General features: G+C 67.2%; 20 protein-coding genes and 1 tRNA gene. 7 read left to right on the top strand and 14 right to left on the bottom strand.

What is annotated here, in order from left to right; all coding sequences use genetic code 11:
* Positions 1 to 4: 4 nt before the first annotated feature.
* The 5 genes from LF63_RS16420 to dtd form a co-directional block, all read right to left on the bottom strand.
* The gene (locus LF63_RS16420; protein ID WP_338047265.1) at positions 5 to 169 is read right to left on the bottom strand and encodes an Arm DNA-binding domain-containing protein; all 165 of its coding nucleotides are present in this window, start codon (positions 167 to 169) and stop codon (positions 5 to 7) included.
* A 162-nt stretch (positions 170 to 331) separates the two neighbouring features.
* Positions 332 to 407 (bottom strand) — tRNA-Ile (locus LF63_RS14695).
* A 45-nt stretch (positions 408 to 452) separates the two neighbouring features.
* The gene (rarD, locus tag LF63_RS14690) at positions 453 to 1,406 is read right to left on the bottom strand and encodes an EamA family transporter RarD (RefSeq protein ID WP_043104369.1); all 954 of its coding nucleotides are present in this window, start codon (positions 1,404 to 1,406) and stop codon (positions 453 to 455) included.
* 300 nt (positions 1,407 to 1,706) lie between these two features.
* Entirely contained in the window at positions 1,707 to 3,596 is a 1,890-nt protein-coding gene (rpoD, locus tag LF63_RS14685; protein WP_043104368.1) for an RNA polymerase sigma factor RpoD, read from the bottom strand.
* Positions 3,597 to 3,809: 213 nt separating this feature from the next.
* Positions 3,810 to 4,250, bottom strand: a complete 441-nt coding sequence (dtd, locus tag LF63_RS14680) for a D-aminoacyl-tRNA deacylase (protein ID WP_043104366.1) — start codon at positions 4,248 to 4,250, stop codon at positions 3,810 to 3,812.
* A 355-nt stretch (positions 4,251 to 4,605) separates the two neighbouring features.
* Between dtd and LF63_RS14675 the strand changes: the two genes are divergently transcribed.
* A complete protein-coding gene (locus LF63_RS14675; protein WP_043104364.1) occupies positions 4,606 to 5,496 on the top strand; it encodes an LpxL/LpxP family acyltransferase in 891 nt (296 codons plus the stop codon).
* A 72-nt stretch (positions 5,497 to 5,568) separates the two neighbouring features.
* Here the strand turns inward: LF63_RS14675 and LF63_RS14670 are convergent, their stop codons facing one another.
* The 4 genes from LF63_RS14670 to LF63_RS14655 are packed head-to-tail and all read right to left on the bottom strand — an operon-like array spanning position 5,569 to position 9,494.
* Positions 5,569 to 5,892: a tetratricopeptide repeat protein gene (locus LF63_RS14670; RefSeq protein ID WP_043104363.1), complete on the bottom strand. Its 324-nt coding sequence runs from the start codon at positions 5,890 to 5,892 to the stop codon at positions 5,569 to 5,571.
* Positions 5,892 to 7,613: an ArnT family glycosyltransferase gene (locus LF63_RS14665; protein WP_043104361.1), complete on the bottom strand. Its 1,722-nt coding sequence runs from the start codon at positions 7,611 to 7,613 to the stop codon at positions 5,892 to 5,894. The genes LF63_RS14670 and LF63_RS14665 overlap by 1 nt, the downstream gene beginning before the upstream one ends.
* Before the next feature lie 34 nt (positions 7,614 to 7,647).
* Complete coding sequence (locus LF63_RS14660; protein ID WP_043104358.1) at positions 7,648 to 8,682, bottom strand: CDP-glycerol glycerophosphotransferase family protein; 1,035 nt, start codon at positions 8,680 to 8,682, stop codon at positions 7,648 to 7,650.
* Entirely contained in the window at positions 8,679 to 9,494 is an 816-nt protein-coding gene (locus LF63_RS14655; protein WP_043104355.1) for a glycosyltransferase family 2 protein, read from the bottom strand. The genes LF63_RS14660 and LF63_RS14655 overlap by 4 nt, the downstream gene beginning before the upstream one ends.
* A 264-nt stretch (positions 9,495 to 9,758) precedes the next feature.
* On the opposite strand from LF63_RS14655, the gene LF63_RS15370 reads away from it, so the two are divergent.
* Positions 9,759 to 10,976: an O-antigen ligase family protein gene (locus LF63_RS15370; RefSeq protein WP_161782358.1), complete on the top strand. Its 1,218-nt coding sequence runs from the start codon at positions 9,759 to 9,761 to the stop codon at positions 10,974 to 10,976.
* Here the strand turns inward: LF63_RS15370 and LF63_RS14645 are convergent.
* Complete coding sequence (locus LF63_RS14645) at positions 10,973 to 12,049, bottom strand: glycosyltransferase (protein ID WP_161782357.1); 1,077 nt, start codon at positions 12,047 to 12,049, stop codon at positions 10,973 to 10,975. The genes LF63_RS15370 and LF63_RS14645 overlap by 4 nt on opposite strands.
* 300 nt (positions 12,050 to 12,349) lie before the next feature.
* Between LF63_RS14645 and LF63_RS14640 the strand changes: the two genes are divergently transcribed.
* The 3 genes from LF63_RS14640 to LF63_RS14630 are packed head-to-tail and all read left to right on the top strand — an operon-like array spanning position 12,350 to position 15,098.
* A complete protein-coding gene (locus tag LF63_RS14640) occupies positions 12,350 to 13,297 on the top strand; it encodes a UDP-glucuronic acid decarboxylase family protein (protein ID WP_043104352.1) in 948 nt (315 codons plus the stop codon).
* Complete coding sequence (locus tag LF63_RS14635; protein ID WP_043104350.1) at positions 13,294 to 14,241, top strand: glycosyltransferase family 2 protein; 948 nt, start codon at positions 13,294 to 13,296, stop codon at positions 14,239 to 14,241. The genes LF63_RS14640 and LF63_RS14635 overlap by 4 nt, the downstream gene beginning before the upstream one ends.
* Before the next feature lie 23 nt (positions 14,242 to 14,264).
* Positions 14,265 to 15,098 (top strand): glycosyltransferase family 2 protein, encoded by an 834-nt coding sequence (locus tag LF63_RS14630; protein ID WP_043104348.1) that lies wholly within the window; start codon positions 14,265 to 14,267, stop codon positions 15,096 to 15,098.
* Positions 15,099 to 15,110: 12 nt separating this feature from the next.
* Here the strand turns inward: LF63_RS14630 and LF63_RS14625 are convergent, their stop codons facing one another.
* The 4 genes from LF63_RS14625 to def all read right to left on the bottom strand — a co-directional run bounded on the left by LF63_RS14625 (position 15,111) and on the right by def (position 19,665).
* Positions 15,111 to 16,781, bottom strand: coding sequence for an ArnT family glycosyltransferase (locus tag LF63_RS14625; protein ID WP_043104535.1), 1,671 nt, complete (start codon positions 16,779 to 16,781; stop codon positions 15,111 to 15,113).
* 106 nt (positions 16,782 to 16,887) lie between these two features.
* Entirely contained in the window at positions 16,888 to 18,204 is a 1,317-nt protein-coding gene (gene rsmB / locus LF63_RS14620) for a 16S rRNA (cytosine(967)-C(5))-methyltransferase RsmB (protein ID WP_043104344.1), read from the bottom strand.
* Between the two features lie 11 nt (positions 18,205 to 18,215).
* A complete protein-coding gene (gene fmt / locus LF63_RS14615) occupies positions 18,216 to 19,157 on the bottom strand; it encodes a methionyl-tRNA formyltransferase (RefSeq protein ID WP_184655080.1) in 942 nt (313 codons plus the stop codon).
* Positions 19,158 to 19,161: 4 nt separating this feature from the next.
* Entirely contained in the window at positions 19,162 to 19,665 is a 504-nt protein-coding gene (gene def, locus LF63_RS14610; RefSeq protein ID WP_043104342.1) for a peptide deformylase, read from the bottom strand.
* A 185-nt stretch (positions 19,666 to 19,850) separates the two neighbouring features.
* Here def and LF63_RS14605 point away from each other — a divergent pair, with 185 nt between their 5' ends.
* Positions 19,851 to 20,957, top strand: coding sequence for a LysM peptidoglycan-binding domain-containing protein (locus tag LF63_RS14605; RefSeq protein ID WP_043104340.1), 1,107 nt, complete (start codon positions 19,851 to 19,853; stop codon positions 20,955 to 20,957).
* A gap of 93 nt (positions 20,958 to 21,050) precedes the next feature.
* Positions 21,051 to 22,187: a DNA-processing protein DprA gene (dprA, locus tag LF63_RS14600; RefSeq protein ID WP_043104338.1), complete on the top strand. Its 1,137-nt coding sequence runs from the start codon at positions 21,051 to 21,053 to the stop codon at positions 22,185 to 22,187.
* The last annotated feature ends 120 nt before the right edge of the window (positions 22,188 to 22,307 follow it).

The raw sequence follows: 22,307 nt of genomic DNA, 5'->3' as shown, positions 1-22,307 counted from the left end.
TGTCCTAAATTTTGTGTAAACGGGTTTCAGGCCGACGTTCCCCCAATTTTGAGTAGCGCCACACTTTGGCGCCCGTAGAGCGAACTTCGATACAAAGGCCGTTGAAGGCAGTCAACCGATATGAGCGGGGCTTGGGTTTCAGGGAGCGTAGCTTGGTGTCGGTCAGCATGTGAGTCAAATTTGCGTCGCATTGAAGTCTGACTCACAAAGTGACTCGCATTGTCTCTGAATGCAAGGAAATGCCTTTGGACAGCATAAGGCGCGAAGCCACGCATCAAGCGGGGTTTCGCGTCTATATCGGGGCAACTTTGGACGCTGTTGGACAGGCATATGGTGGGCCCACCAGGACTCGAACCTGGAACCAAGGGATTATGAGTCCCCTGCTCTAACCATTGAGCTATAGGCCCGTTGCCAGCGAGAAAGTGTAGCGTGTCACGCGCTGGGTTGGGATGTCAGGCAGCTTCGGCGGCTGCCTCGGCGCGGCGCAGTCGCGCGTTGCGGCGGTTGTGGCGCAGGGCGTCGGTGGTGAGGACGGCCAGGGCGAACCAGATGATGCCGAAGCCGATCCAGTGGCTGGGCGGCATGGGCTCGTGGTTCACCGCCACGGCGATGATGAACTGCAGGGTCGGGGCGATGTACTGCAGCATGCCGACGACGCTCAGCGGCAGGCGTCGTGCAGCGGCGGCGAACAGGGTCAGCGGTGCGGCGGTGATGATGCCGGTGGAGGCCAGCAGCAGCATGCTGGTGGCGCCGTAGGTGGTGAAGTGCGACTGGCCGTGCGCGGTCATCCAGTACAGCGCGAAGGCGGCGAACGGCGACAGCAGCAGGGTTTCCACGCCGAGGCTGGCGAATGCACCGCTGCGCCGGCCGGCGAAGCTCTTGGCCAGTCCGTACAGGGCGAAGCTGAAGGCCAGGCCGAGCGCGATCCACGGCAGCTGGCCGTCGCCGACGGCGATCACCAATACGGCGGTCAGGCCGATGCCCATCGCCAGCCACTGCAGCGGGCGCAGACGTTCGCGCAGCACCAGCACGCCCAGGCCCACGGTCAGCAGCGGATTGGTGAAGTAGCCCAGCGAGGCTTGCAGGACCTGCTGGTGGTTGGCGGCGTAGACGTAGATCAGCCAGTTGCAGGCGATCAGCGCCGCGGCCAGCGCCAGGAAGCCGAGCTGGCGCGAATGGGTCAGCGCGTCGCGCAGTTCGCGCAGCTTGCCGCTGACGCCGAGCACGCCGACGCAGATCAGCAGGGTCCACAGTGCGCGGTGGGCGACGATTTCCAGGTCCGGCGCGAAGTCCAGCTGCACGAAGTACAGCGGCAGCACGCCCCAGATGCCGTAGCAGGCCAGGCCGAAGAGCAGTCCGCTGCGGCGCGTGGCGTGCGGGTCGGAGGCGGTGTGGGGTGTGGACACGATCGATCCAGTTCGGGGCGGGCAGGCGATGCCCGGCAGGGTCGCATAGCTTGGGGGCTAAACGCGGGCGTCTCAAGGCGCGTGGGCGGGCGACGCATCCTGCGTCACGGATCGACGGGTGACAACGTAGCCGATGCAGTGGCGCAGGGGCCGGCGTTCGTCATGACACTTCTTCACATCGTTGTCGCTAGCTGCGGCGCGCATCGTGCTGCCTGCCGTCGGCCTGTGGCCTGCGATTCGGTGACTTCAACGAAAACGGCCGCGCGAGGCGGCCGTTTCGTCGGTTACATCGATGTGCGATCAGTCGTGGTCGAGGAACGAACGCAGCTGCTCCGAACGGCTCGGATGGCGCAGCTTGCGCAGGGCCTTGGCCTCGATCTGACGGATGCGCTCGCGGGTGACGTCGAACTGCTTGCCGACTTCTTCCAGCGTGTGATCGGTGTTCATGTCGATGCCAAAGCGCATGCGCAGCACCTTGGCTTCGCGTGGCGTCAGGCCGGCGAGGATGTCGCGCACGTTCTCGATCAGGCCGGTCGCGGTCGCCGCATCGACCGGCAGGTCGACGTTGACGTCCTCGATGAAGTCACCCAGATGCGAATCCTCGTCGTCGCCGATCGGGGTCTCCATCGAGATCGGCTCCTTGGCGATCTTGAGCACCTTGCGGACCTTGTCCTCGGGCATCTCCATGACCTTGGCCAGCTCTTCCGGCGTCGCCTCGCGGCCGAACTGCTGCAGCATCTGGCGGCTGATGCGGTTGAGCTTGTTGATCGTCTCGATCATGTGCACCGGGATGCGGATGGTGCGCGCCTGATCGGCGATCGAACGCGTGATGGCCTGACGGATCCACCACGTGGCGTAGGTCGAGAACTTGTAGCCGCGACGGTATTCGAACTTGTCCACCGCCTTCATCAGGCCGATGTTGCCCTCCTGGATCAGGTCCAGGAACTGCAGGCCGCGGTTGGTGTACTTCTTGGCGATGGAGATCACCAGGCGCAGGTTCGCCTCGACCATTTCCTTCTTGGCGCGGCGGGCCTTGGCCTCGCCGATGGACATGGCGCGGTTGATTTCCTTGATGTCGGCCAGCGGCAGGTACAGCGCGGCGGCGATGTCGGACAGCTTCTGCTGCTCGGCATCGATCTCTTCCAGGTGCTTCTTCAGCGCCGGCACCCACTTCTGACGCTTGCGGGCCAGCTCCGCGCCCCAGTCGATGCGGCCTTCGTTGGCCGGGAAGGTCTTCAGGAACTCGCTGCGCGGCATGCGGCACTGCTTGACCATGATGTGCATCAGGGTGCGCTCGTGGCGGCGAATGTTGTTCACCACCTCGCGCATCTTGCGCACGAAGCCGTCGATCAGCACCGACGGCAGCTTCAGGGCCATGAAGTCCTCGGCCATCTGGTCGCGGATCTTGGAGACCTTCTTGTCCTCGATCTCGTACTTGCCTGCGGCGCGCTGGAACTTGCCGTACAGCGTGCGCAGCGCCTCGATGCGGCGCTCGACCTCTTCCGGATCGGGGCCGTTGTTGGTGTTCTTCTTGCTGTCGTCGTCGTCGCCGTCTTCCTCGTCGTCGTCATCGTCCGACGCATCGTCGTCGTCGACATCGCCAGCCGCGGAGTGGGAATCGTCCTGATCGTCGCTGTTGCTGTTGCTCATGACGTCGTTGGGATCCTCGACGTCGTTGAAGCCGGCGATGATCTCGGACAGGCGCTTCTTGCCGTCCTTGTGCAGATCGTATTCCTCGATCAGCAACTGGATGGCCCACGGGAAGCTGGCCAGCGCGGTCTGGACCTGCAACAGGCCTTCCTCGATGCGCTTGGCGATGGCGATTTCGCCCTCGCGGGTGAGCAGCTCGACCGTGCCCATCTCGCGCATGTACATGCGCACGGGATCGGTGGTGCGACCGACTTCCGCGTTGGCGGCTGAGAACAGCGCCACGGCTTCTTCGGCCGCGGTGTCGTCGTCGTTGCCGCTGGCAGCGTCGGGGTTGATCATGTCGCTGTCGGGTGCCGACTCGTGCACCTCGATGCCCATGCCGTTGATCATGGAGATGATGTCTTCGATCTGCTCCGAATCGACGACGTCGTCGGGCAGGTGATCGTTGACTTCGGCATAGGTCAGATAGCCCTGTTCACGACCTTTCGTGATCAGCTGCTTGATCTCGGACTGCTGCTCGTGGGACTTGTTGTTTTCCATAGATGAAACCGCGGGACCCGGAACCGTTCAGTGTACCAGATGGTGATTTTTTAGCCAGTATTCAAGCGTGCTTTCGATGCCTTCGGGTTGAAGCAAAAAGCATGCCTGACAAGGGGTTGCGCCAGCTCGTTCGTGCTTGTCGGTCGGAACGGGGCGGCACCGACGCCGCACGCCGCGCGAAAAAGCGCGGTGTGCGGCGGAAGTCGGGGAGACTCAGCGTGCGTGCAGCCAGAACGTCACCGGACCGTCGTTGACCAGGCTGACTACCATATGGGCACCGAAGCGACCGATTTCCACCCCCGGATGCGTTTCGCGGGCCAGATCGACCAGCCGGTCGAACCAGTGGCGGGCGTGTTCGGGGCTGGCGGCGCTTGTGAAACTGGGTCGTGAGCCCTTGGCGGTGTCGGCCGCGAGGGTGAACTGGCTGACCAGCAGCAGGCCGCCGCCGGTGTCGGTCAACGAGCGGTTCATGCGGCCTTGTTCGTCGGAGAACACGCGGTAGCCGAGCAGGCGTTCGAGCATGCGCCGGGTCTGTTTTTCGCCATCGTCGGGCTCGACCGCGACCAGGGCCAGCAGGCCGGGGCCGATGGCGCCGACGGTCTCGTCGTCGACGCGGACGCTGGCTTCGGTGACGCGTTGGATCAGGGCAATCATGGCGTGGTCGTGATCGGGCAGAAGCGTTGGAGAGCGATGACGATGCTCGGCAGGCGTGAGGGCCGCATGCCGGACCGGCCTACCATGCCGCGATCGCGGCGCGCGGTCGAGCGCTGTGTCGGAGGCCCGGGGTTGCCGTGATCGCGCGCGACGCAAGGCGCCGGGGGATTCCGGCGCAGCCTTGTATGCCGGCAGAGAAGAATGGAGGTCATGGAAGCGCGCTGGCGCTGGATCGTCGGCGATGCGTTCGCACGATGCCGGGGCGCTCGTCTGCCGGTCGATCCGTTCATGCGGCACACTTGCGCGCAGGGTGCCCGCGCGCGCCGACCTGGCAGCATTCGCTACACTTGCGCGGATGCGTCCCGATATCGCCGTCCTGTATTTCCTGCTGCGCCTGCTGGCGCTGTTGCCGCTGCGCGTGCTGCACGCGATCGGCAGCGGGCTGGGGCGCTTGATGGGCCTGTTCGGCGCGCGCGCGGCGCACACCGCGCGCGTGAACATGTCCATCGCACGTCGCGCACTCGACGAGGACGAACAGCGCCGACTGGCGGCCGCGTGTTTGCGCGACCAGGGGAAGTCGATGCTGGAAATGGCCAGCGTCTGGGGCAGTGGCGCGCGGCGTGCGTTGCGGCACGTGCGCGAGGTGCGCGGCGAAGCGCATTTCCGCGCCGCGCTGGAGCGCGGCAAGGGTGTGATCATCGCGGCGCCGCATCTGGGTTGCTGGGAACTGCTCAACTACTGGCTTTGCAGCCAGACGCGCATGGCGATCCTCTATCGCCCGCCGCATGTGAAGGCGCTGGAAGCGCTGCTGCGCAAGGTGCGCGGCGACCTGGCGCCGGAGCAGGTGCGCGCCGAGGGCGCGGGCGTACGCACGCTGTTCAAGCGGCTCGCCGCGGGCGGCACGGTCGGCATTCTGCCGGACCAGAAGCCGCGCCAGGGCGAAGGCCGCTATGCGCCGTTCTATGGACGCCGCGCGCTGACGATGGTGTTGCTGCCGAGGCTGGCCGCGCGCACCGGCGCCACGGTGCTGTTCGCGTTCGCCGAGCGTTTGCCGAAGGGGGCGGGTTATCGCATCCACCTTCTGCCGGCCCCGGAAGGCTTGGACGATGCCGATCCGGATCGCGCCTGCGCCGCGCTGAATCGCGGCGTCGAGGCGTGCGTCGAGCGTGCGTTCACGCAGTATCAGTGGACATATCGACGCTACACGCCGCCGGCGCCGGGCGACGGGAATCCGTACAACGGCTAGGGGGTGCAGAGCGCCGTGCGCGCAGGGTTTTGCGGACAGCTGGATGCGCCAGCGGCATCCGCAGTGTCGATCCTATCCTCGCGGTTTCTGCAGTCGCCGAAGAAAGACCTGCATTTCCTTCTCCGCCTGCTTGTCGCCGCGCCGGGCGGCGGCGTCGATGCCGAGCCGCCAGGCCTCGGCGGCGGCATCGAAATCCTCGTGCGCGAGCAGCGCCTTGCCCAGCAGCTTCCACGCGGCCGAATAGTCGGGGTCGAAATCGACCGCGGCGTGGAAGGCCTCGCAGGCTTCCGCCGTGCGCTTCGCATCGAGCAGCGCGCTGCCCAGCGCGAAGCGCAGCAGGGCGCCGTCGCGGGGGCCGCCGATTTGCGCTTGCAGCGCGGCGATGCGGTCCGTCATCAGTGCGCGCGCACGCTGCGGTAGCGCCAGTAGTCCGGCGACGGCAGCAAGCGTGTCGGTTGGGCGGGTTCGGGCGGCGTTTCGCCGGAGCGGATCGCCGCCAGCGTGCTGGCCTTCCACAGCACCAGCCAATCGCCGCGGAACGGTTGCACCAGCAGCGCGTAGCGCAAGTCGGTAGGCATGAGATCGGCGTTCTGGCGGTAGGTGGCGACCAGGCCGTCCGGATGTTGTGCGGCGAAATCGAGGATGTCCTTGCGGCTCTCCAACTGCTGCACCGGCGTGCGCAGGCGTGCGCGGAAGGTGAACTGGCCTTCCGGATAACCGACGCTGGCGGTGGCATGGCCTTCGGCGCTGGCCTGCGCGAACAACGCGCTGGCCTGGCGCAGGTCGTAGGGTGTCCACAGTGCGACCGTGAACAGCGCGTTGGCGACGAAGGTGCCGATCATGCCGCCGATGGCGATGCGGCGCAGTTCGCCGCGTCCACGCAGCAGCAGCAGCAGGCCCAGCAGCAGGTAGATCACGCCGAAATAGCGGCTGTAGACGGCCAGGTCGACCATCCAGTGGCTGGCGAACGGCGGACGTCCGGCCAGCGAAGGCAACGCCAGCAGCAGGATGCCGAAGGCGAAGCCGCCCAGTGCCATCGCCCATCCGCCCAGCCACGGCGTCGCGGCCAGGCGCGGGTGGCGCTCGCGCAGCAGCGCCAGGGCCGCGGCGATCAGCATCACCGCGCCGCCGAATTCCGGCAGCGGGTAGTACAGCTGTTTGCCGCTGATCAGCGAGAAACCCAACAGCACTGGCAGCAGCCAGCAGAGCAGGAAACGGATGCCCGGCAGCAGCGGGCGGCGCAGGCTGGCCACCGCCACCCAGGCGCGCGGCCAGGCCGCGAACGGGAACAGCAGCACTGGCAGCCATTGCAGGTACCACCACATCGGCCGGGCATGCGCGAACGAGTCGACCACGCGTCCGCCGGTCTGCTTGAACAGCAGCTTCTCGGCGTAGGCGTGGCCGCCCAGTTCCAGCGCCGGCCACAGCCAGGCGCCGAGCATCAGCAGACCGCCGAGCACGGCGAGCAGACCGAAGCCGTACCAGCGCGCCTTCTCGCGACGCGCGTAGTCGCTCCACAGCGGGCCGAGCAGCCACGGGAAGGCAACGTGCAGCAGCATCACCGGTCCCTTGGTCAGCAGGCCGGCGCCGATCCAGAAACCGAACAGCCACCAGCGCGGCGCGACGCGCCGGGCGCTAGGAGTCAGCGTCAGCATCGCCGACAGCACGCATACGCCCAGCAGCACCTCGTACATGATCTGCAGGCTGAACAGGAACGCGTAGGCCAGCGCGGCCAGCATCCACGGTGTGGCCTTGGCGACCCACGGGCGATCCGGGAACAGGCGGCGCGCGATGGTCGCGGCCAGCACCAGTTGCGCGGCGCCGAAGCCGACTTCGAGGACGCGCGGCCAGATGTCGTTGACGCCGAACACGAACCAGCCAGCGTGGATCAGCCAGAACAGCAGCGGCACCTTGTGGCTGTACGGCGCGCCGTTGAAGTACGGCACGATCCAGTGGTGTCCGCTCCACATTTCCCAGGCCACGGCCAGGGTGCGGGTCGAGTACATCGGCATCGGGCCGTGGGCGAAGATCGCCAGCAGGGCCAGCGCGGTCCACAGCGGCAGCCACGGCCACAGCGCGCGCAGGTGTTCGGAGCGGGAGTAGTGCTTCGGTTGCATGCCCGGTTTTCGTCGAAGGAATGTCAGCGCGCGGTCAGCGGACCGGGCCCCAGTAGCCGATACGGCGGCGGATTTTCAGTTTGCGCCAGAAGTTGCCCGGCTTGCGCTTGCGATTGCGTCCGCCATCGGCGATGAAGGCTTCCACCGCGTCCAGCACGCGTTCGCTGGACCGCCCGTCATGATACGGATGGATGGCCTCGCCGTAGTCGCGGATCGCCTTCATCAGTTCCGGCGGCCGCGACAGCGCGCGCTGGATGGCCGGCTCGAAGTCGGCGGCGTCGTGGATGTCGATCAGCTGCGGTCCGGGGCGTCGGTTGTTGAAGGTCACCACCGGCTTGCCGGTCAGCAGGAATTCGTTGAGCGCCGAGGAGGTGTCCGAACACATCATGTCGACCTGCGGGAACAGTTCGAGGATGTTGTCGTTCTCGGCGAAGCTCAGGTGCTCGTTCTGCAGCGCCTTGAAGCGGGCCACGGTGTCGGCGTTCATCTTCGGGTGGAAGGTGACGATCCAGCGCCAGCGGCCGTCGCGCGACAGGCGCTTGACCTCGTCGTGCAGCGTCTCGGCGGCGCTCCACGACGGCGAGAAGGTGGAGTGGTACAGGATCACCGGCGGCGTGCGCACCGGCGCCGGGTGTTCGGGCTGGAACACGTCGGCGAACGGGTCCAGCTTGGGCCAACCGGTCTGCGCGACGCTGAAGTGGCCCAGTTTCGTGGCCATCTCGCCGAAGGCGGCGGTGTCGTTGGGTCCGGTGGTGCAGTACAGGTCGAAGAAGCCGCGGATGTAGATGTGGCGCGGCTTGCCGGCATCGAAGCCGTGGAAGACTTCGGCCTTCACGCCGGGAAAGAAGTGCGGCACCGCATTGGACGGCGTCAGCACCGCGCGCGGGTTGAACGCACGCACTTCCTCGGTGGTGCGCAGCCAGCGCTCGCCTTCGACCAGGTCCTCGCCGCCGGGGCCGTCGAAGAACCAGGCGGCCTCGTCGCCGCGCGCGCGAATGGCTTCCTGCACGGGTCGCAGGATGGCCAGGGCGTAGCGTTCGGAGCCGTACAGGAGGTAGTGCTTGCTCATCGATCGAGTCCGTGGCGGTTCAGCAGTTCGGCGGCCATGTCGACCGAATCGGGGTTCACGCACATCTCGTAGTAGCGCATGCGTTTGTACACGGCGTACGAGGCGGCGGTCTGCGCCACCACGAAGCCGCGCCAGCCGTCCAGCACGGCCAGGCGGAACACGTAGTCCTTGATGAAGCTCGACGCGAACACCAGCGGGCAGTCCCACATGCGCGGCGGGCGTTGTTTCTGACGCCAGTCGCGAGCCTTGAGTTCCGCATAGCGCAGCACCTTGAGGCCCTTGTGCACCAGGGTCGGGTTGTGCAGATGCTCGAACGGTGCGTCGAAGCGTACTTCGGTGCCGTCCCAGGTCAGTGATTCGTGCACGCGCACGTCGCGCCAGCGGGCGCGGTCGCGATGGTACAGGCGCGTCATCTTCTCGCCCACCATTGGCCGGTACCAGCGCATCGGCGCGCCCATGTACATGGTGCGGCGGCGCAGGGTGCCGACGGCGGCGTCCGAGGCCATCACCTCGGGCAGGCGGCGCTGCAGTTCGGCGGTCAGCTCGGGCGACAGATATTCATCCGCGTCGAGCGCCAGAATCCAGTCGTTGGACGATTGCGTGGTGGCGAAGTTGCGCTGCGGACCGAAGCCGAGCCAGTCCTGATGCACCACCCGGGCGCCGTGCGCGCGAGCGATCTCGCAGGTGGCGTCGGTGCTGCCGCAGTCGATCACCAGCTTCTCGGCGGCGAACGGCACGCTGTCCAGGCAGCGGGCGATGTTCGCGGCCTCGTTGTGGGTCATCACGACCAGGGTCAGCGCAAGTGTCGGCATGCGGGCATTCTAGCCGAGATCGAGGTGGCGCCCGGTGGCGTGACGACGAAGCGTGCAGCGGGTCGCTTGCGGCGGTTCGGGCTGAACCGGGTGTAACGGGAGGCGCTTCGCGGGCGCATTGTGGGAGACAGGTTCGGGTGGGGCTGGGTATGCTTCCGGCGGGAATAACACGGATGACAACGCATGACCCAGGGTCGCGTACAGCCCCGCCGGTACTCGACCGGTCACGAGACGATGCAGCATCAAGAAGAACACAACACGACGATGTCCGCGCCTCGCTCGTCCGCCGGGGCGCTTGAGGCACGGCGTCTCGGCATCCGCGATCTGCTCGCGGTCGGCTTGTTCTGGCTTCCGGTCGGCATGGCGCTGGTGCCGGGCAAGCACGCCAGCAGCGTGTTCCACTGGACGGTGGCCCTGCTGCTGTTCGTGCCGAGCCTGGCATGCTGGATCGTCGATCGCGGGCGCTGTCTGCGTGCGGTGCCGCGCAGCGTGACGTGGACCTGCGCCGTGCTGTTGGCGTGGGCCTGCGTGACCCTTTTGTGGGCCACCGGAACGCATGAGGTTGAACGCATCAAGGTGCCGCTGTTCGTGGTGCTGTATCTCCATGCGTGGCTGGCCTGGGGGTCTTCGCGCCCGGGCTCGGTCGAGACCTTGCTGCGTGTGACGGGCTGGGGCATGGCGTTCAGCGCGCTGGCGGCGATGTTGGCTTTCCCCTGGCGCGACATCGTCTGGACGCATCGCATGGTCGGCTTCGACATGCTCGACGGCCCGAACCTCTCCGCCTATGCGATGGGGGCCGCCTTCGTCTGGCTTTCGCAGTTGCCGCCGTCGCGCGGCTGGCGGCGCGTGCCGTGGCTGATTGCGCTGGCATTACTGGCCGTGTTCGTAGCCTGGACCGGCAGTCGCGGCGCGTGGCTGGCGCTGTTCGTGTGCCTGGTGAGCCTGCCATTCTGGCGACCGGGGCTTCTGGCGCGGGGGTTCGCGGTCGTGGGTGTGTTGGCGGCCGCGACGGTGATCCTGCTGAAACCCTCGCTGGTACTGCACCGCGGCCTGTCCTACCGCCCGCAGATCTTCGAGCGCGCGCTGGCGATGATCGAACGGCATCCATGGGGGGGGCTGGGCATGGGCAGCAAGTACACCATCGCCGTCGGCGATCAAAGCTGGACCCACAGCCACAACCTGTTCACCAACATCGCCATCGAACTTGGTCTTCCGGGATTGCTGCTGTGGCTGCTGCTGTGGGCCTGGATCGGCTGGACCGGCTGGCGCATGCGCGCCTTGCCGCTGGGGCGGATCGTGCTGGGCGTGTGGATCTTCGCCAGTGTGGCGCTGCAGTTCGACGGCCCCAGCCTGCTGCGCAGTCCGAGGCCGGAATGGCTGCTGACCTGGCTGCCGCTGGCGCTGGCGATGTTGCTCAGTGCCATGCGCACGCGGCACGGCATGGCGGGCAAAGCGCCCGTCGCGGAGACGCCGCAATCCTAGGCGACGGTCTTGCGCAGCGTGTCCTGCGGCGGCGTGTTGCTGCGCCGCGCTTGCAGCAATGACGGGTTCGTCAGCGGGGATGCCGTGGGCGGCTGTCGCAGCGAGGCGGCCAGCGTCTCGGGTGCGTCCAGCAGGCGATGCAGGACCTGGGTCAGGCGTGCGCCGAAGCCTTCGCGATTCTCGCGATGCCAGGTGCGGGCCGCCTTGCCCAGCTGTTCCAGGCGCGGCTTGTCGAGGCGGATCGCGGTTTCGATCGCCTGTTCCATCGCCGCTTCGTCGAAGAAGTGCGTGGTCGCCAGATGCTGGGTGCCGGTGCGCTCGCAGGGCACCAGCAGGCCGCGATCAGGTGTGATCAGCTCGTTCATCGGCGCGGCATCGACGGTGACGGTAAGCGCGCCGACGGTCATCGCTTCGACGATGTAATGGCCGAAGCCCTCGGTCTCGGACGGACACAGATGGAACCGGTGCCGGTTCTGCAGGCGGCGCAACTCGTCATCGGCGAGGTAGCCGACATGATGTTCTATGTTGGGCGCGGGCGGGCCGGGTCGTGCCGTGCGCGGATTCTGCACCACGGTCAGCAGCGGCCATTCCGGATGGCGGCGCCACAGCGCCAGCAGGCGCTCGGTGCCCTTGGCATGACTGCGACCGGCCAGATGGAAGAAGCAGGATTCGCGCGGCTGTTCGGGGTCGAAACGACAACGCCCGGTGAAGCCGGTGTACATGACGGGTTTGCCGAGGCGACGGAAGATGCGCTCGGCGTGCCGCGTCTTGGCCAGCACCAGATCGATGCGGTCCAGATGGCGCCTGTCGCGCGGCAGAAACCATTCCGGGTTCGGAATCAACACGTTATGGCGGGCGAACGGCAGATCGTCCGGCCAGATGTGTTCCAGCATGATGTTGACGTCGAAACGCGTAGCGGCATCCCGGCCGCGCACGCGGCGATAGCGCCACTCGATGCGCTTGGCCGGCGGGCGCAACCACTTGGTCAACTTGCCGCCGTGGATGCCGGTGACGGTTACGTCGAAACCGCTGGCGTTGAGTACTTCCCCCAGAATACTCAAATCACGACTCAAGCCGACTCCGTTGTCACGGGCGACGAGATTGATGCTGGGCACGTGCTGGTCCATTCGAAGGGCGTTCGCTTCCGATGCATACGCGACCGGCGATGAATTGCGCCTGACTGTCCCCCGCGCAAAACCTTCCGGACGAATTATTTTGCCATAGCCTACGCGGTTCCGAAGGACATGCCCAGTCATCTTCTTTCCACTGTGTGCGTCGGTACGTCGAAGCTTTGGCGAAATTGAGGCACACTGCGCTTTCAACGCGGTGACAGGAGGTCGCCTCCCGTCTCTCAGGATCTGCGAACACATCTTATGAATCGCGTTCTGGTCACCGGCGGCGCCGGCTTTCTAGGCTCGCATTTGTGCGAACGGCTGCTCGATGCCGGGCAGGACGTACTTTGCGTCGACAATTACTTCACCGGAAGCAAGCGCAACATCGCGCATCTGATCGATCGGCCCTATTTCGAGGCCATGCGCCACGACGTGACGTTTCCCCTCTACGTCGAAGTCGATCGCATCTTCAATCTGGCCTGTCCGGCTTCGCCCGTGCATTACCAGTTCGATCCGGTGCAGACGACCAAGACCTCCGTGCATGGCGCAATCAACATGCTGGGCCTGGCCAAGCGGGTGAAGGCGCGCATCCTGCAGGCGTCCACCAGCGAGGTCTACGGCGACCCGGAAGTGCATCCGCAGCAGGAAGGCTATTGGGGGCGGGTCAATCCGATCGGCGTCCGCGCCTGTTACGACGAAGGCAAGCGCTGCGCCGAGACGCTGTTCTTCGACTACCACCGCCAGCACAAGCTGGACATCAAGGTCGTGCGCATCTTCAACACCTACGGCCCGCGCATGCATCCCAACGACGGCCGCGTGGTCAGCAACTTCATCGTGCAGGCGCTGAAGGGCGAGGACATCACCATCTACGGCGACGGCCAGCAGACGCGCAGCTTCTGCTACGTCGACGATCTGGTCGAGGCGATGCTGCGCATGATGGACACCGAGGCGGGCTTCACCGGTCCGGTCAACATCGGCAACCCGGTCGAGTCGACCATGCTGGAACTGGCCGAGAAGGTGCTGGCCATCGTCGGAGGCACATCCCGCCTGAGCTTCCAGCCGCTGCCGGCGGACGATCCGCGGCAGCGCCAGCCGGACATCGCGGTGGCGCGCGAGCGGCTCGACTGGGAACCACGCGTGAGTCTGGAGGACGGGCTGCGCGAAACCGTGCGCTACTTCCGCGCGTTGCTGGCGGAGGGCCATTCGTGAGCGGCTCCACGACGTTTTCCGTTGTCATTACCAGCTACAACTACCGCGCGTACATCGAGCAGACCATCGAGAGCGTGCTGGCGCAGACGCGCGCGCCGACGCAGTTGATCGTGGTGGATGACGGCTCCAGCGACGGCACGCCGGCCCTGCTGCGCGAGCGCTACGGCAGCCATGCGCAGGTCACGCTCCTGCTCGGCGAGAACGGCGGGCAGCTCGCCGCCTTCCTGCGCGGATTGGCGCATTGCACCGGCGACGTGGTCTGTTTCCTCGATGCCGACGATTACTGGAGTCCGCAGTATCTGGACCAGATCGGCGCGTTGTACGACGCGCGGCCGGACGTCGATTTCGCGTTCTCCGATCTGCATCTGTTCGGCGATGAGCAACGTCGGATGGGTTTTGCCGACCGTCCCGTGGATCTGGGTTACACGGCCATCAGCACCTTCATGCTGGCGCAGTGGTACGGCGCGCCGACTTCGGCGATTTCGCTGCGACGCCCGATGGCGCAGCGGGTGCTGGATCTGCCGGAGCGCATCGCGCGGACCTGGAAACTGTCGGCCGACAATTGTCTGGTGTTCGGCACCAGTGTGCTGGGCGGACGCAAGTACTATCTGCCGACCGGGCAGGTGCACTACCGCATCCACGGCAAGAACGGCTGGTGGGGGCAGCGCACGCGTGTCAACGAGTACCACAACCGCATGCGCTCGCGTGCGCTGATCCAGCACTACGCCGCCAGTGTGGGTCTGGACGAGCGATCGCTGGAGAGCGTCAAGCACGAATTCAAGACCAAGCCGGACCCAACCTGGCGAGAAGCGCGCCGATACGCCATGCTAGTACGCATGCGGCGCGACTCCTGGTGGCGCAACCTGGAACGTGCCGTGTCCATCCTTTGGCCGGTGTGGAAGCGCCGGTCGCGAATCGCCAAGGAATATCGCGGCCTTCAGTGAGGCGCGAGCAAGGGGAGTCTCGGATGCGCATCAGCGTCATTGTCATCACCTACAACTGGCCGCAGGCGCTCGATGCCGTCCTGCAGGGCCTGGAGCGTCAGCGCGAGCTGCCGTTCGAGGTGATCGTGACCGACGATGGCTCCAGCGAAGAGACGCGCAAGGTGCTTGCACGCCATGCGCGGACCTTTCCGGTACGCCTGACCCATATCTGGCAACCGGACGATGGCGCCCGCATGAGTCGTGCGCGCAATCGCGGCATTCTCGCGGCGCGCGGCGATTACATCGTTCTGCTGGATGGCGACATGGTGCCGAGCGCGCACTTCATCGCCGATCATCGTGCTTTCGCTCAGCGCGGTTGCTTCGTGCAGGGTTCGCGCATGTTGCCGAACGAACAGGCCACGCGGCGCATGTTTGCGAACGGACGCTTCCAACCGCATTTCTTCACCCGCGGTCTGCAAAGACGTCGGCATTCGTTGCGTCTGCTGTGGCTGGCGCGCGCCTGGGCGCAGCCGCGCACGACCCGGCGCGGCATCAAGAGTTGCAACATGGGCTTCTGGCGCGAGGATTTGATCGCCATCAACGGCTTCAACGAAGCCATGACCGGCTGGGGGCGCGAAGATGCCGAACTGGCCGTGCGCGCCTTCAACTACGGCCTGATGCGTCGCGACATGCGTTTTGCCGGCATGGCCACGCACCTGTGGCATCGCAGCCGCAAGTACGAGGGGCGCAGCATCAACGACGAGATTCTCGACGTCGCGGTCGCGCGCGGATTGCAGCGTTGCGAGCACGGCATCGACGCCCATCTGGGTGAATTCGCGCAGCCGCCGGAGGATCTGCGCGCCGACGTCGCTGCCTGAAGACGAGCAGCCTCAGTCGTCGTCGCGACCGTCGGCCGGCACGCAGCCTGGCACCAGTGCATCGGCCGGCACCAGCCACCACTCGCGGCGGTTGGCGTGGCCGATGTGGGTGGCCTTGGCCCGGTCCACGCAGTCGCCCATCGCCTGTTGCAGCATGAACAGCCGTCGCTGCGACGGATCGGCGTGCAACCAATGCGTCGCGGCCCGGTACTGCTGCGACCACGGCCGCAGGAAGCCGAACTCGGCGACCGGCCCCTGCGCCATCAGCAGGTTCTGTTCCTTCCACGCCACCAGGCCCAGCGTGACTTGCGGTCCGGCCAGCTGGCGCGCGCGCTGCATCACGTCCAGCGCCGAACGGTCGCCGTTGAGGATCGGATAGCCCCAGAGTCCGTACAGACTCCACAGCGCCAGTGCGAAAAAGGCCCAGCCCAGCGCGGCGCGGCGCACGCGGAACAGAGCGGCGGCGAGCAGGCCGCTGACGCCGATCGCCAGCAGCACGCGCCAGATGCGTGGGTCGAGGCTGCGCTCGATCTGCATGGCCCAGTGCGGATGCCGGGTCATCGCCAGCGCGGCGGCGACGCTCAGCAGCGACGCCAGCAGCAGCGTCAGTCCGAACAGCGCGCGGCGCGGCCCCAGCTTGCGCAGCAGGCCGGGCAGCAGCGGCCCCATCGCCAGTGCCACCATCGGCAGCGCGGGCAGGATGTAGACGTCGCGCTTGCCCGGGCTCAGCGAGAAAAACATCAGCACCAGCAGCCACCAGCCCAGCGGCAGCAGGTAGCGGGCGTCGCGGCGTTTCAGGCGTCGCCACCAGGCCGGGATCGCCCATGGCAGCAGCAGCGCCAGCGGCAGCCAGTCGGTGGCCATGATGCCGAGGAAGTAGAACGGCGAATGGATGTGCCCGGTCGGGGTGGCGTAGCGATGCACGGTCTGGCCGAACAGGATGTTCTGCACGTAGGCGGCATGCTGCGGGTCGCCGTCCAGGTGCGCGGTCAGCACCATCGGCACCAGCCAGGCCAGGATCGGCACCAGGAACAGCGCCAGCGAACCGGCCCAGCGCCAGCCGCCGCGCGGCAGCGCCAGGTGGCGCCAGCCGCGCCAGCGCGCGAACAGGAACGGCGCCAGCATCAGCAGCGCCAGCACGCCGACGCCCTTGGTGATCACGCCGACGCCGGCGAAGAAGCAGCCGACGGCGAACCAGCGCCAGTTCGGACCCAGCAACAGGTGGCGCAGCAGGCCGTAGTTGGCCAGCGTGATCCAGCCCACTTCCAGCGGGTCGATCTGCGCGTTGCGGAACTGGTAGGTGAAGTGGATCGTCAGCAGCAGCGCGGCCGCGGCCAGCAGCCCGCTGCGGTGGTTCCACAGCCGGCGGCCGAGGTCGTAGACCAGGCCCAGTGTCATCAGACCCGACAGCAGCGAGGGCAGCAGGAAGGCCACGCGCCAACTGCGCACGATCAGGTAGAAGAACGCCTGCAGCCACATGAACACCGGCGGCTTGTCCGGGTACAGCTCGTGGCCGCGGTGCGGGAACAGCCATTGGCCGTGTTCGACCATCCAGCGTGCGACCAGGGCGAAGCGCGGCTCGTCCGACGGCCACGGATCGCGCAGACCGATGCCGATGCCCAGCAGCACCAGGGCGAACAGCAGCAGCGCGATCAGTTCGGCGCGCGCGCTGCGCAGGAACAGGGGGCGGGCGCGGGATAGCGGGACGGGTCGGTTCACGGATGCTCGGCAGCGGGCCTCAAGGACGCGTCAGGATACCGTGTGTGGCCGGACGATGCGGCGGGCGGCTTCAGGCGCGACGCTTGCCGAGAGCGGCGTAGTACAGGCCGTCGAGATCGGCATCGCCCGGCAGGATCTGCCAGCCGGGACCGGCGGCCTGGCCCATCGGCAGGGCGATCGGCAGCGCCTCGGCGTCGGCATGCGCGGCCAGAAACGGCGCGACGATCGTTTCGTTCTCGGCGCGCAGCAGAGAGCAGGTGACGTACAGCAGCCGCCCGCCCGGCGCCAGCAGCGGCCACAGCGCGTCCAGCAGCTGTCGCTGGATCGCGTTCAGCGCGGCGATGTCGGTGGCGCGGCGGTGCAGGCGCACGTCGGGACGGCGACGCAGCACACCGCTGGCCGAGCACGGCGCGTCGATCAGGATGCGGTCGAACGGCGTGCCGTCCCACCAGGCGTCCGGTTGTGCGGCATCGGCCTGCAGCACGTGTGCGTCGAGACCGAGGCGCTGCAGATTTTCGCGGATGCGCGGCACGCGGCCGGCGTCCAGTTCCACCGCGAGCATGTCGAGGCGGTGACGCTCCAGCGCGTGGCAGGTCTTGCCGCCAGGCGCCGCGCAGGCGTCCAGCACGCGCTGGCCGTCGGCGAGATCGAGCAGGTCGGCGGTCAGCTGCGCGGCGCCGTCCTGCACCGCGACATCGCCGTCGGCGAAGCCGGGCAGGCGGGTCACGTCGGTGCTGTTGGCGAGCACCACGGCGTCGTCGAGTTCGGGATGTGCATGCGCGGCGATCTCGCTCTCACGCAGGCGATCGAGATAGGCGTCGCGGGTGCCGTGGCGGCGGTTCACGCGCAGGGTCAACGGCGCTTCGCGGTTGGCAGCGGCCAGCACGCGTTCGGCGTCGCGCGGCCAGTCCCTGCGCACGGCATCGATCAGCCAGGCCGGCTGCGCCCAGCGGCTGACGTCGTCGGCATCCAGTTGCGCGCGCAAGGCATCGCCTTCGCGCTGCCAGCGCCGCAGCACCGCGTTCACCAGGCCGGCCATGCGCGGTCTGCCCAAGCTGCGCGCGGCCTGCACGGTGGCGGCGACGGCGGCATAGGCCGGCAGTTCCAGCACGTCCAGCTGCACCAGTCCGAGCGCCAGCAGTGCGTGGATCGTCGGTTCCTTGCGTCGCAGCGGTTTGTCCAGCATGCGGTCGAGCGCGATGTCGTAGCGCAGCCAGCTGCGTGCGCCGGCTTGCACCAGCGCATGCAGCAGGCCGCGATCGCGTGCGTCGGGCAGTTGCGGCGTCAGGCGCGCCAGCACCTCGCGCGAGGACGCGCCGCGCAGGGCGATTTCCGCCAGCGCATGGGCGGCGAGCGCGCGGGTGTCGGGTGCGGCGGGTTTCGCCATCGGCGGCGGCCTCAGGTTTCGCGCCGACGCAGGTCGGGGCGCGCGTTGAGGAAATCGGCCACGCGCATGCGACGACCGCCGGCGCGCTGGACTTCGCCGACGCGCAGCACGTTCTCGCCGCAGGCGATGTCGAGGCCGTCCGCGTCGCCGCCCAGCACGGTGCCGGGCGCGGCGTCGTGGTCGCGGTCGATGGCCTTGGCCGACCACAGGCGCAGACGTTCGCCGGCGACGTCCGCGACCGCGACCGGCCATGGGTCGAAGGCGCGCACCTTGCGCTCCAGTTCCACCGCGCAGCGCGAGAAATCCAGTTCGGCTTCGGCCTTGTCCAGCTTGTGCGCGTAGGTCACGCCGTCGTCGGGCTGCGGGCGCGCCGGCGGCAGGTCATCGTCGAGTGCGCGGCGCAGGCCATCGGCCAGTAGCTCGGCGCCGAGCGCGGCGAGCTTGTCGTGCAGGCTGCCGCCGGTTTCGTCGGCGGCGATGGGCTGGCGGCGTTCGAGCAGGACCGGACCGGTGTCGAGGCCGGCCTCCATGCGCATCAGGGCGACGCCGGTGTCCGTGTCGCCGGCAGCGATGGCGCGCTGGATCGGCGCCGCGCCACGCCAGCGCGGCAGCAGACTGGCGTGCACGTTCCAGCAGCCCAGCGTGGGGATGTCGAGCACGGCCTGCGGCAGAATCAGGCCGTAGGCGACCACGATCATCAGATCGGGCCGGTAGGAGGCCAGGCGGACCTGGGCCTCGGCGTCGCGCAGCGTTTTGGGCTGCTCGACCGGCACGCCGTAGTCGAGCGCGGCCTGCTTGATCGGACTCGGCGTCAGTTTGCGGCCGCGCCCGGCGGGGCGGTCGGGCTGGGTGTAGACGGCGACCAGCTCGGCATCGCTGTCGTGGCAAGCGCGCAGGCAGGGCAGGGCGAACTCCGGCGTTCCCGCGAACACCAGACGCAACGGACGCGGCATGGCGTCAGCCTGCCTGACGACGCTGTTTGTCCAGCTTCTTCAGCAGCATGGAGCGCTTCAGCGGCGACAGATAGTCGACGAAGACCTTGCCGTCCAGATGATCCATTTCATGCTGGATGCACACGGCCATCAGCCCTTCGGCTTCGACGCTGAAGGTGGTGCCGTCGGCGTCCTCGGCCTCCGCGCGCACCCAGCTGGCGCGCTCGACGTTGGCGAAGATGCCGGGGAAGGACAGGCAGCCTTCCTGTTCCATCTGCTTGCCGCGCTTTTCGACGATGCGCGGATTGCACAGCACCATCGGCTCGTCGCGGCCTTCGGACACGTCCATCACGAACAGGCGCTGATGGCGATCGACCTGGGTCGCCGCCAGGCCCACACCCTGGGCGTCGTACATGGTTTCAAACATGTCCGCGACCAGCGTGCGCAGCGCATCGTCGAACACCGCCACGGGGGCGGCTTTCGTGCGCAGGCGCGGGTCGGGGAACTCGAGTACGGTCAGCTTGCTCATGATGAAAGTCCGGATAGCGATGCCAATTTGCGGGCGAATCGGCGAAAACCAAGCACACGCCCCATTAGCATGCTCATTGTACGGTGCTGACCGCCTTCCCGCGAATCCCCGCTGCTGCGCATTTGCGTCGGGGGGCGAATCAGCTACACTCGCAAAAACCTTGGGGGAACGGGGGATTACCCGTCATGTTTAAGAAAACGCTTGCCCTACTCGCCGGTCTGCTGGTGACGGTCGCCGTGTACGCTGCGGGCGCCCAGCTCCGTGCCGACCACCCTGATACCTACGTGGTCAAGAAGGGCGACACGTTGTGGGATATCTCCGCCCGTTTCCTGCAGAAGCCCTGGCTGTGGCCGGAAATCTGGCAGGCCAACCCGCAAGTGCACAACCCGCACCTTATCTATCCGGGCGATGTGCTCAATCTGTCCTACGACGGTCAGCACGTGATGCTGAAACCGCGCATGCGTGAAGTCGGCTCGGCCATTCCGGCGATTCCGCTGGACGATCTGAAGATGTTTCTCGACGACATGCGCGTGGTGTCCAGCGACAAGCTGAAGGCGTCGCCGTACGTGGTCGGCTTCGAGGAGAACATGCCGCGCGGCGTGACCGGACAGTTCGTCTACGTGCGCGGCTTGCAGGCACAGCCGGGTCAGCGCTGGGCCATCGTCCGGCCGACCCACATGTTCCGCAGCTTCGACGATGCGCCGACGCGCGTTGCGCATGCGCTGGACAGCAACGTGGCCATGATCAACGGCCCGTGGCAGGAAGACTCGCGTGAGGACGGTCACTACGGCAAGGGTGACGAGATCGGCGTCGAAGTCCGCGTGATCGGCACCGCGAAGATGCTGCGCGGCGGCGATCCGGCCACCCTGCTGGTGACCGACAGCAATCGCGAGATCCGCGCCGGCGACCGCATCCTGCCGGTCAACGACAAGCCGTACGACCCGTACTACTACCCGCATGCGCCGAAATCGGTGCCCGACAACGCCCACGTGATCGCCTTCACCGATTCGCTGAGTTCGGCCGGCAAGCACGAAGTCGTGGCCTTGTCCATCGGCAGCAGCGACGGCGTCGACAACGGCCAGACCTACTCGGTGTTCGCGCCGGGCGAGACCATCCACGACGACGTGGCCAGTTCGAGCATGCAGCGCAGTATCGGCGACCACGTCAAGCTGCCGGACGAGTTCGTCGGTCACGTGATGGTGTTCCGTACCTTCGATCACGTCAGCTACGGCCTGATCATGGACGGCGTGCGTCCGGTGCATACCGGCGACATCCTGCGCATGCCCGAGTAAGCCTTTCGCCGGCGCATGCGTCGGCGAAATCCCACGCGACGGCGCGGCTTCGGCCGCGCCGTTTTCGCATGCGTCTTGCCTACACTGAAGCGCATGCAGGATGCATCGGAAACCTCGGTCTGGCTGACCTTGCTGCGCACGCCCGGTCTGGGTGGCAAGCGTCTGCGGGCGTTGTTGGAGCATGTCGGCGGCGACATCCGCGCGGCGCTGGCGCAGGCGCGGCGGCATGCCGCGGCCGGCGAACTGTCCGTCTCGGCCCGGGATTGGTTGCGTGCGCCGGATGCGACGCGCATCGAGGCCGACCTCGAATGGCTGGCGCAGCCACGGCATCGCCTGCTGTGCTGCACGCACGTCGACTTCCCGCCGCAGCTGGAATGCATGCCGGATCCGCCCGCCGCGCTGTTCGTGGTCGGCAACAGCGATCTGCTTCTGCGTCCGCAGCTGGCGGTGGTCGGCGCACGCAATGCCGGCCCTGCCGGGCGGCGACTCGCGCGCGATTTCGCCGCGGCGCTGTCGCGGCATGGACTGGTCATCACCAGCGGGCTGGCCGAGGGCATCGACGCCGCGGCGCATCGCGCGGCGCTGGAGGCGGGCGGTGGCACGGTGGCGGTGATCGGCACCGGGCCGGACCGGATCTACCCGCGTTGCCATGCCGGACTGGCCGAATCCATCGCCGAACAGGGCGCGATCGTCAGCGAATTCCTGCCGGGCACGGTGGCGCGTCCGGGCCATTTCCCGCGCCGCAACCGCATCATCGCGGGGCTGTCCCTGGGCACGCTGGTGGTCGAGGCGGGCCTGCGTTCGGGCTCGCTGATCACCGCGCGCCTGGCGGCCGAATGCGGTCGCGAGGTTTACGCGCTGCCCGGCTCCATTCACAATCCGCTCGCGCGTGGCTGTCATCGGTTGATCCGCGACGGTGCGCGTTTGGTGGAAGACGTCGAGGAAATCCGCGCGTCCCTGGTCCCGCTGGCGCGGGCGCAGGGCGCGGAACTGGCGGCTCGCCTGCAGGACGATGCGCCGGTTGCGGCGGCGTCGCCTGCGGCGGAATCGTTGTCGGATCCGGCCAGCGCCGACCTGCTGGCCATGCTGGGACACGACCCGGTCACGCTGGACACGCTGCGCGAGCGCAGCGGTCTGAGCGGTCCGGCGCTGTCTTCGCTGTTGCTGCAGCTGGAGCTGGACGGCGTCATTGCCAGTCACCCCGGTGGACGTTTCCAGCGCGTGTCCTGATGCGCGTTGGCGCACGCCCTCCGCCGAATGTGCTTGACAGCTCGCTACGGCGTGTGGTCCCACTAGATATATGTATGCGCGGGAATTCCGGCGCGAAACCCTCAGCTGACACGGATTGCT

The sequence above is a fragment of the Oleiagrimonas soli genome (assembly GCF_000761445.1).
Taxonomy (GTDB): Bacteria; Pseudomonadota; Gammaproteobacteria; order Xanthomonadales; family Rhodanobacteraceae; genus Oleiagrimonas; species Oleiagrimonas soli.
This window is presented reverse-complemented; position numbering and strand designations above follow the sequence as displayed.

Coding starts and splice junctions, on each gene's coding strand:
- dtd (WP_043104366.1), bottom strand. CDS start 4,250: ATGATTGCCCTGATCCAACGCGTCACCGAAGCCAGCGTCCGCGTCGAC.
- dprA (WP_043104338.1), top strand. CDS start 21,051: ATGCAGGATGCATCGGAAACCTCGGTCTGGCTGACCTTGCTGCGCACG.
- rsmB (WP_043104344.1), bottom strand. CDS start 18,204: ATGGCGAAACCCGCCGCACCCGACACCCGCGCGCTCGCCGCCCATGCG.
- LF63_RS14630 (WP_043104348.1), top strand. CDS start 14,265: ATGCGCATCAGCGTCATTGTCATCACCTACAACTGGCCGCAGGCGCTC.
- LF63_RS14665 (WP_043104361.1), bottom strand. CDS start 7,613: ATGCAACCGAAGCACTACTCCCGCTCCGAACACCTGCGCGCGCTGTGG.
- fmt (WP_184655080.1), bottom strand. CDS start 19,157: ATGCCGCGTCCGTTGCGTCTGGTGTTCGCGGGAACGCCGGAGTTCGCC.
- LF63_RS14655 (WP_043104355.1), bottom strand. CDS start 9,494: ATGCCGACACTTGCGCTGACCCTGGTCGTGATGACCCACAACGAGGCC.
- LF63_RS14640 (WP_043104352.1), top strand. CDS start 12,350: ATGAATCGCGTTCTGGTCACCGGCGGCGCCGGCTTTCTAGGCTCGCAT.
- LF63_RS14605 (WP_043104340.1), top strand. CDS start 19,851: ATGTTTAAGAAAACGCTTGCCCTACTCGCCGGTCTGCTGGTGACGGTC.
- def (WP_043104342.1), bottom strand. CDS start 19,665: ATGAGCAAGCTGACCGTACTCGAGTTCCCCGACCCGCGCCTGCGCACG.
- LF63_RS14660 (WP_043104358.1), bottom strand. CDS start 8,682: ATGAGCAAGCACTACCTCCTGTACGGCTCCGAACGCTACGCCCTGGCC.
- LF63_RS14670 (WP_043104363.1), bottom strand. CDS start 5,892: ATGACGGACCGCATCGCCGCGCTGCAAGCGCAAATCGGCGGCCCCCGC.
- LF63_RS14675 (WP_043104364.1), top strand. CDS start 4,606: ATGCGTCCCGATATCGCCGTCCTGTATTTCCTGCTGCGCCTGCTGGCG.
- LF63_RS16420 (WP_338047265.1), bottom strand. CDS start 169: ATGCTGACCGACACCAAGCTACGCTCCCTGAAACCCAAGCCCCGCTCA.
- rpoD (WP_043104368.1), bottom strand. CDS start 3,596: ATGGAAAACAACAAGTCCCACGAGCAGCAGTCCGAGATCAAGCAGCTG.
- LF63_RS15370 (WP_161782358.1), top strand. CDS start 9,759: ATGTCCGCGCCTCGCTCGTCCGCCGGGGCGCTTGAGGCACGGCGTCTC.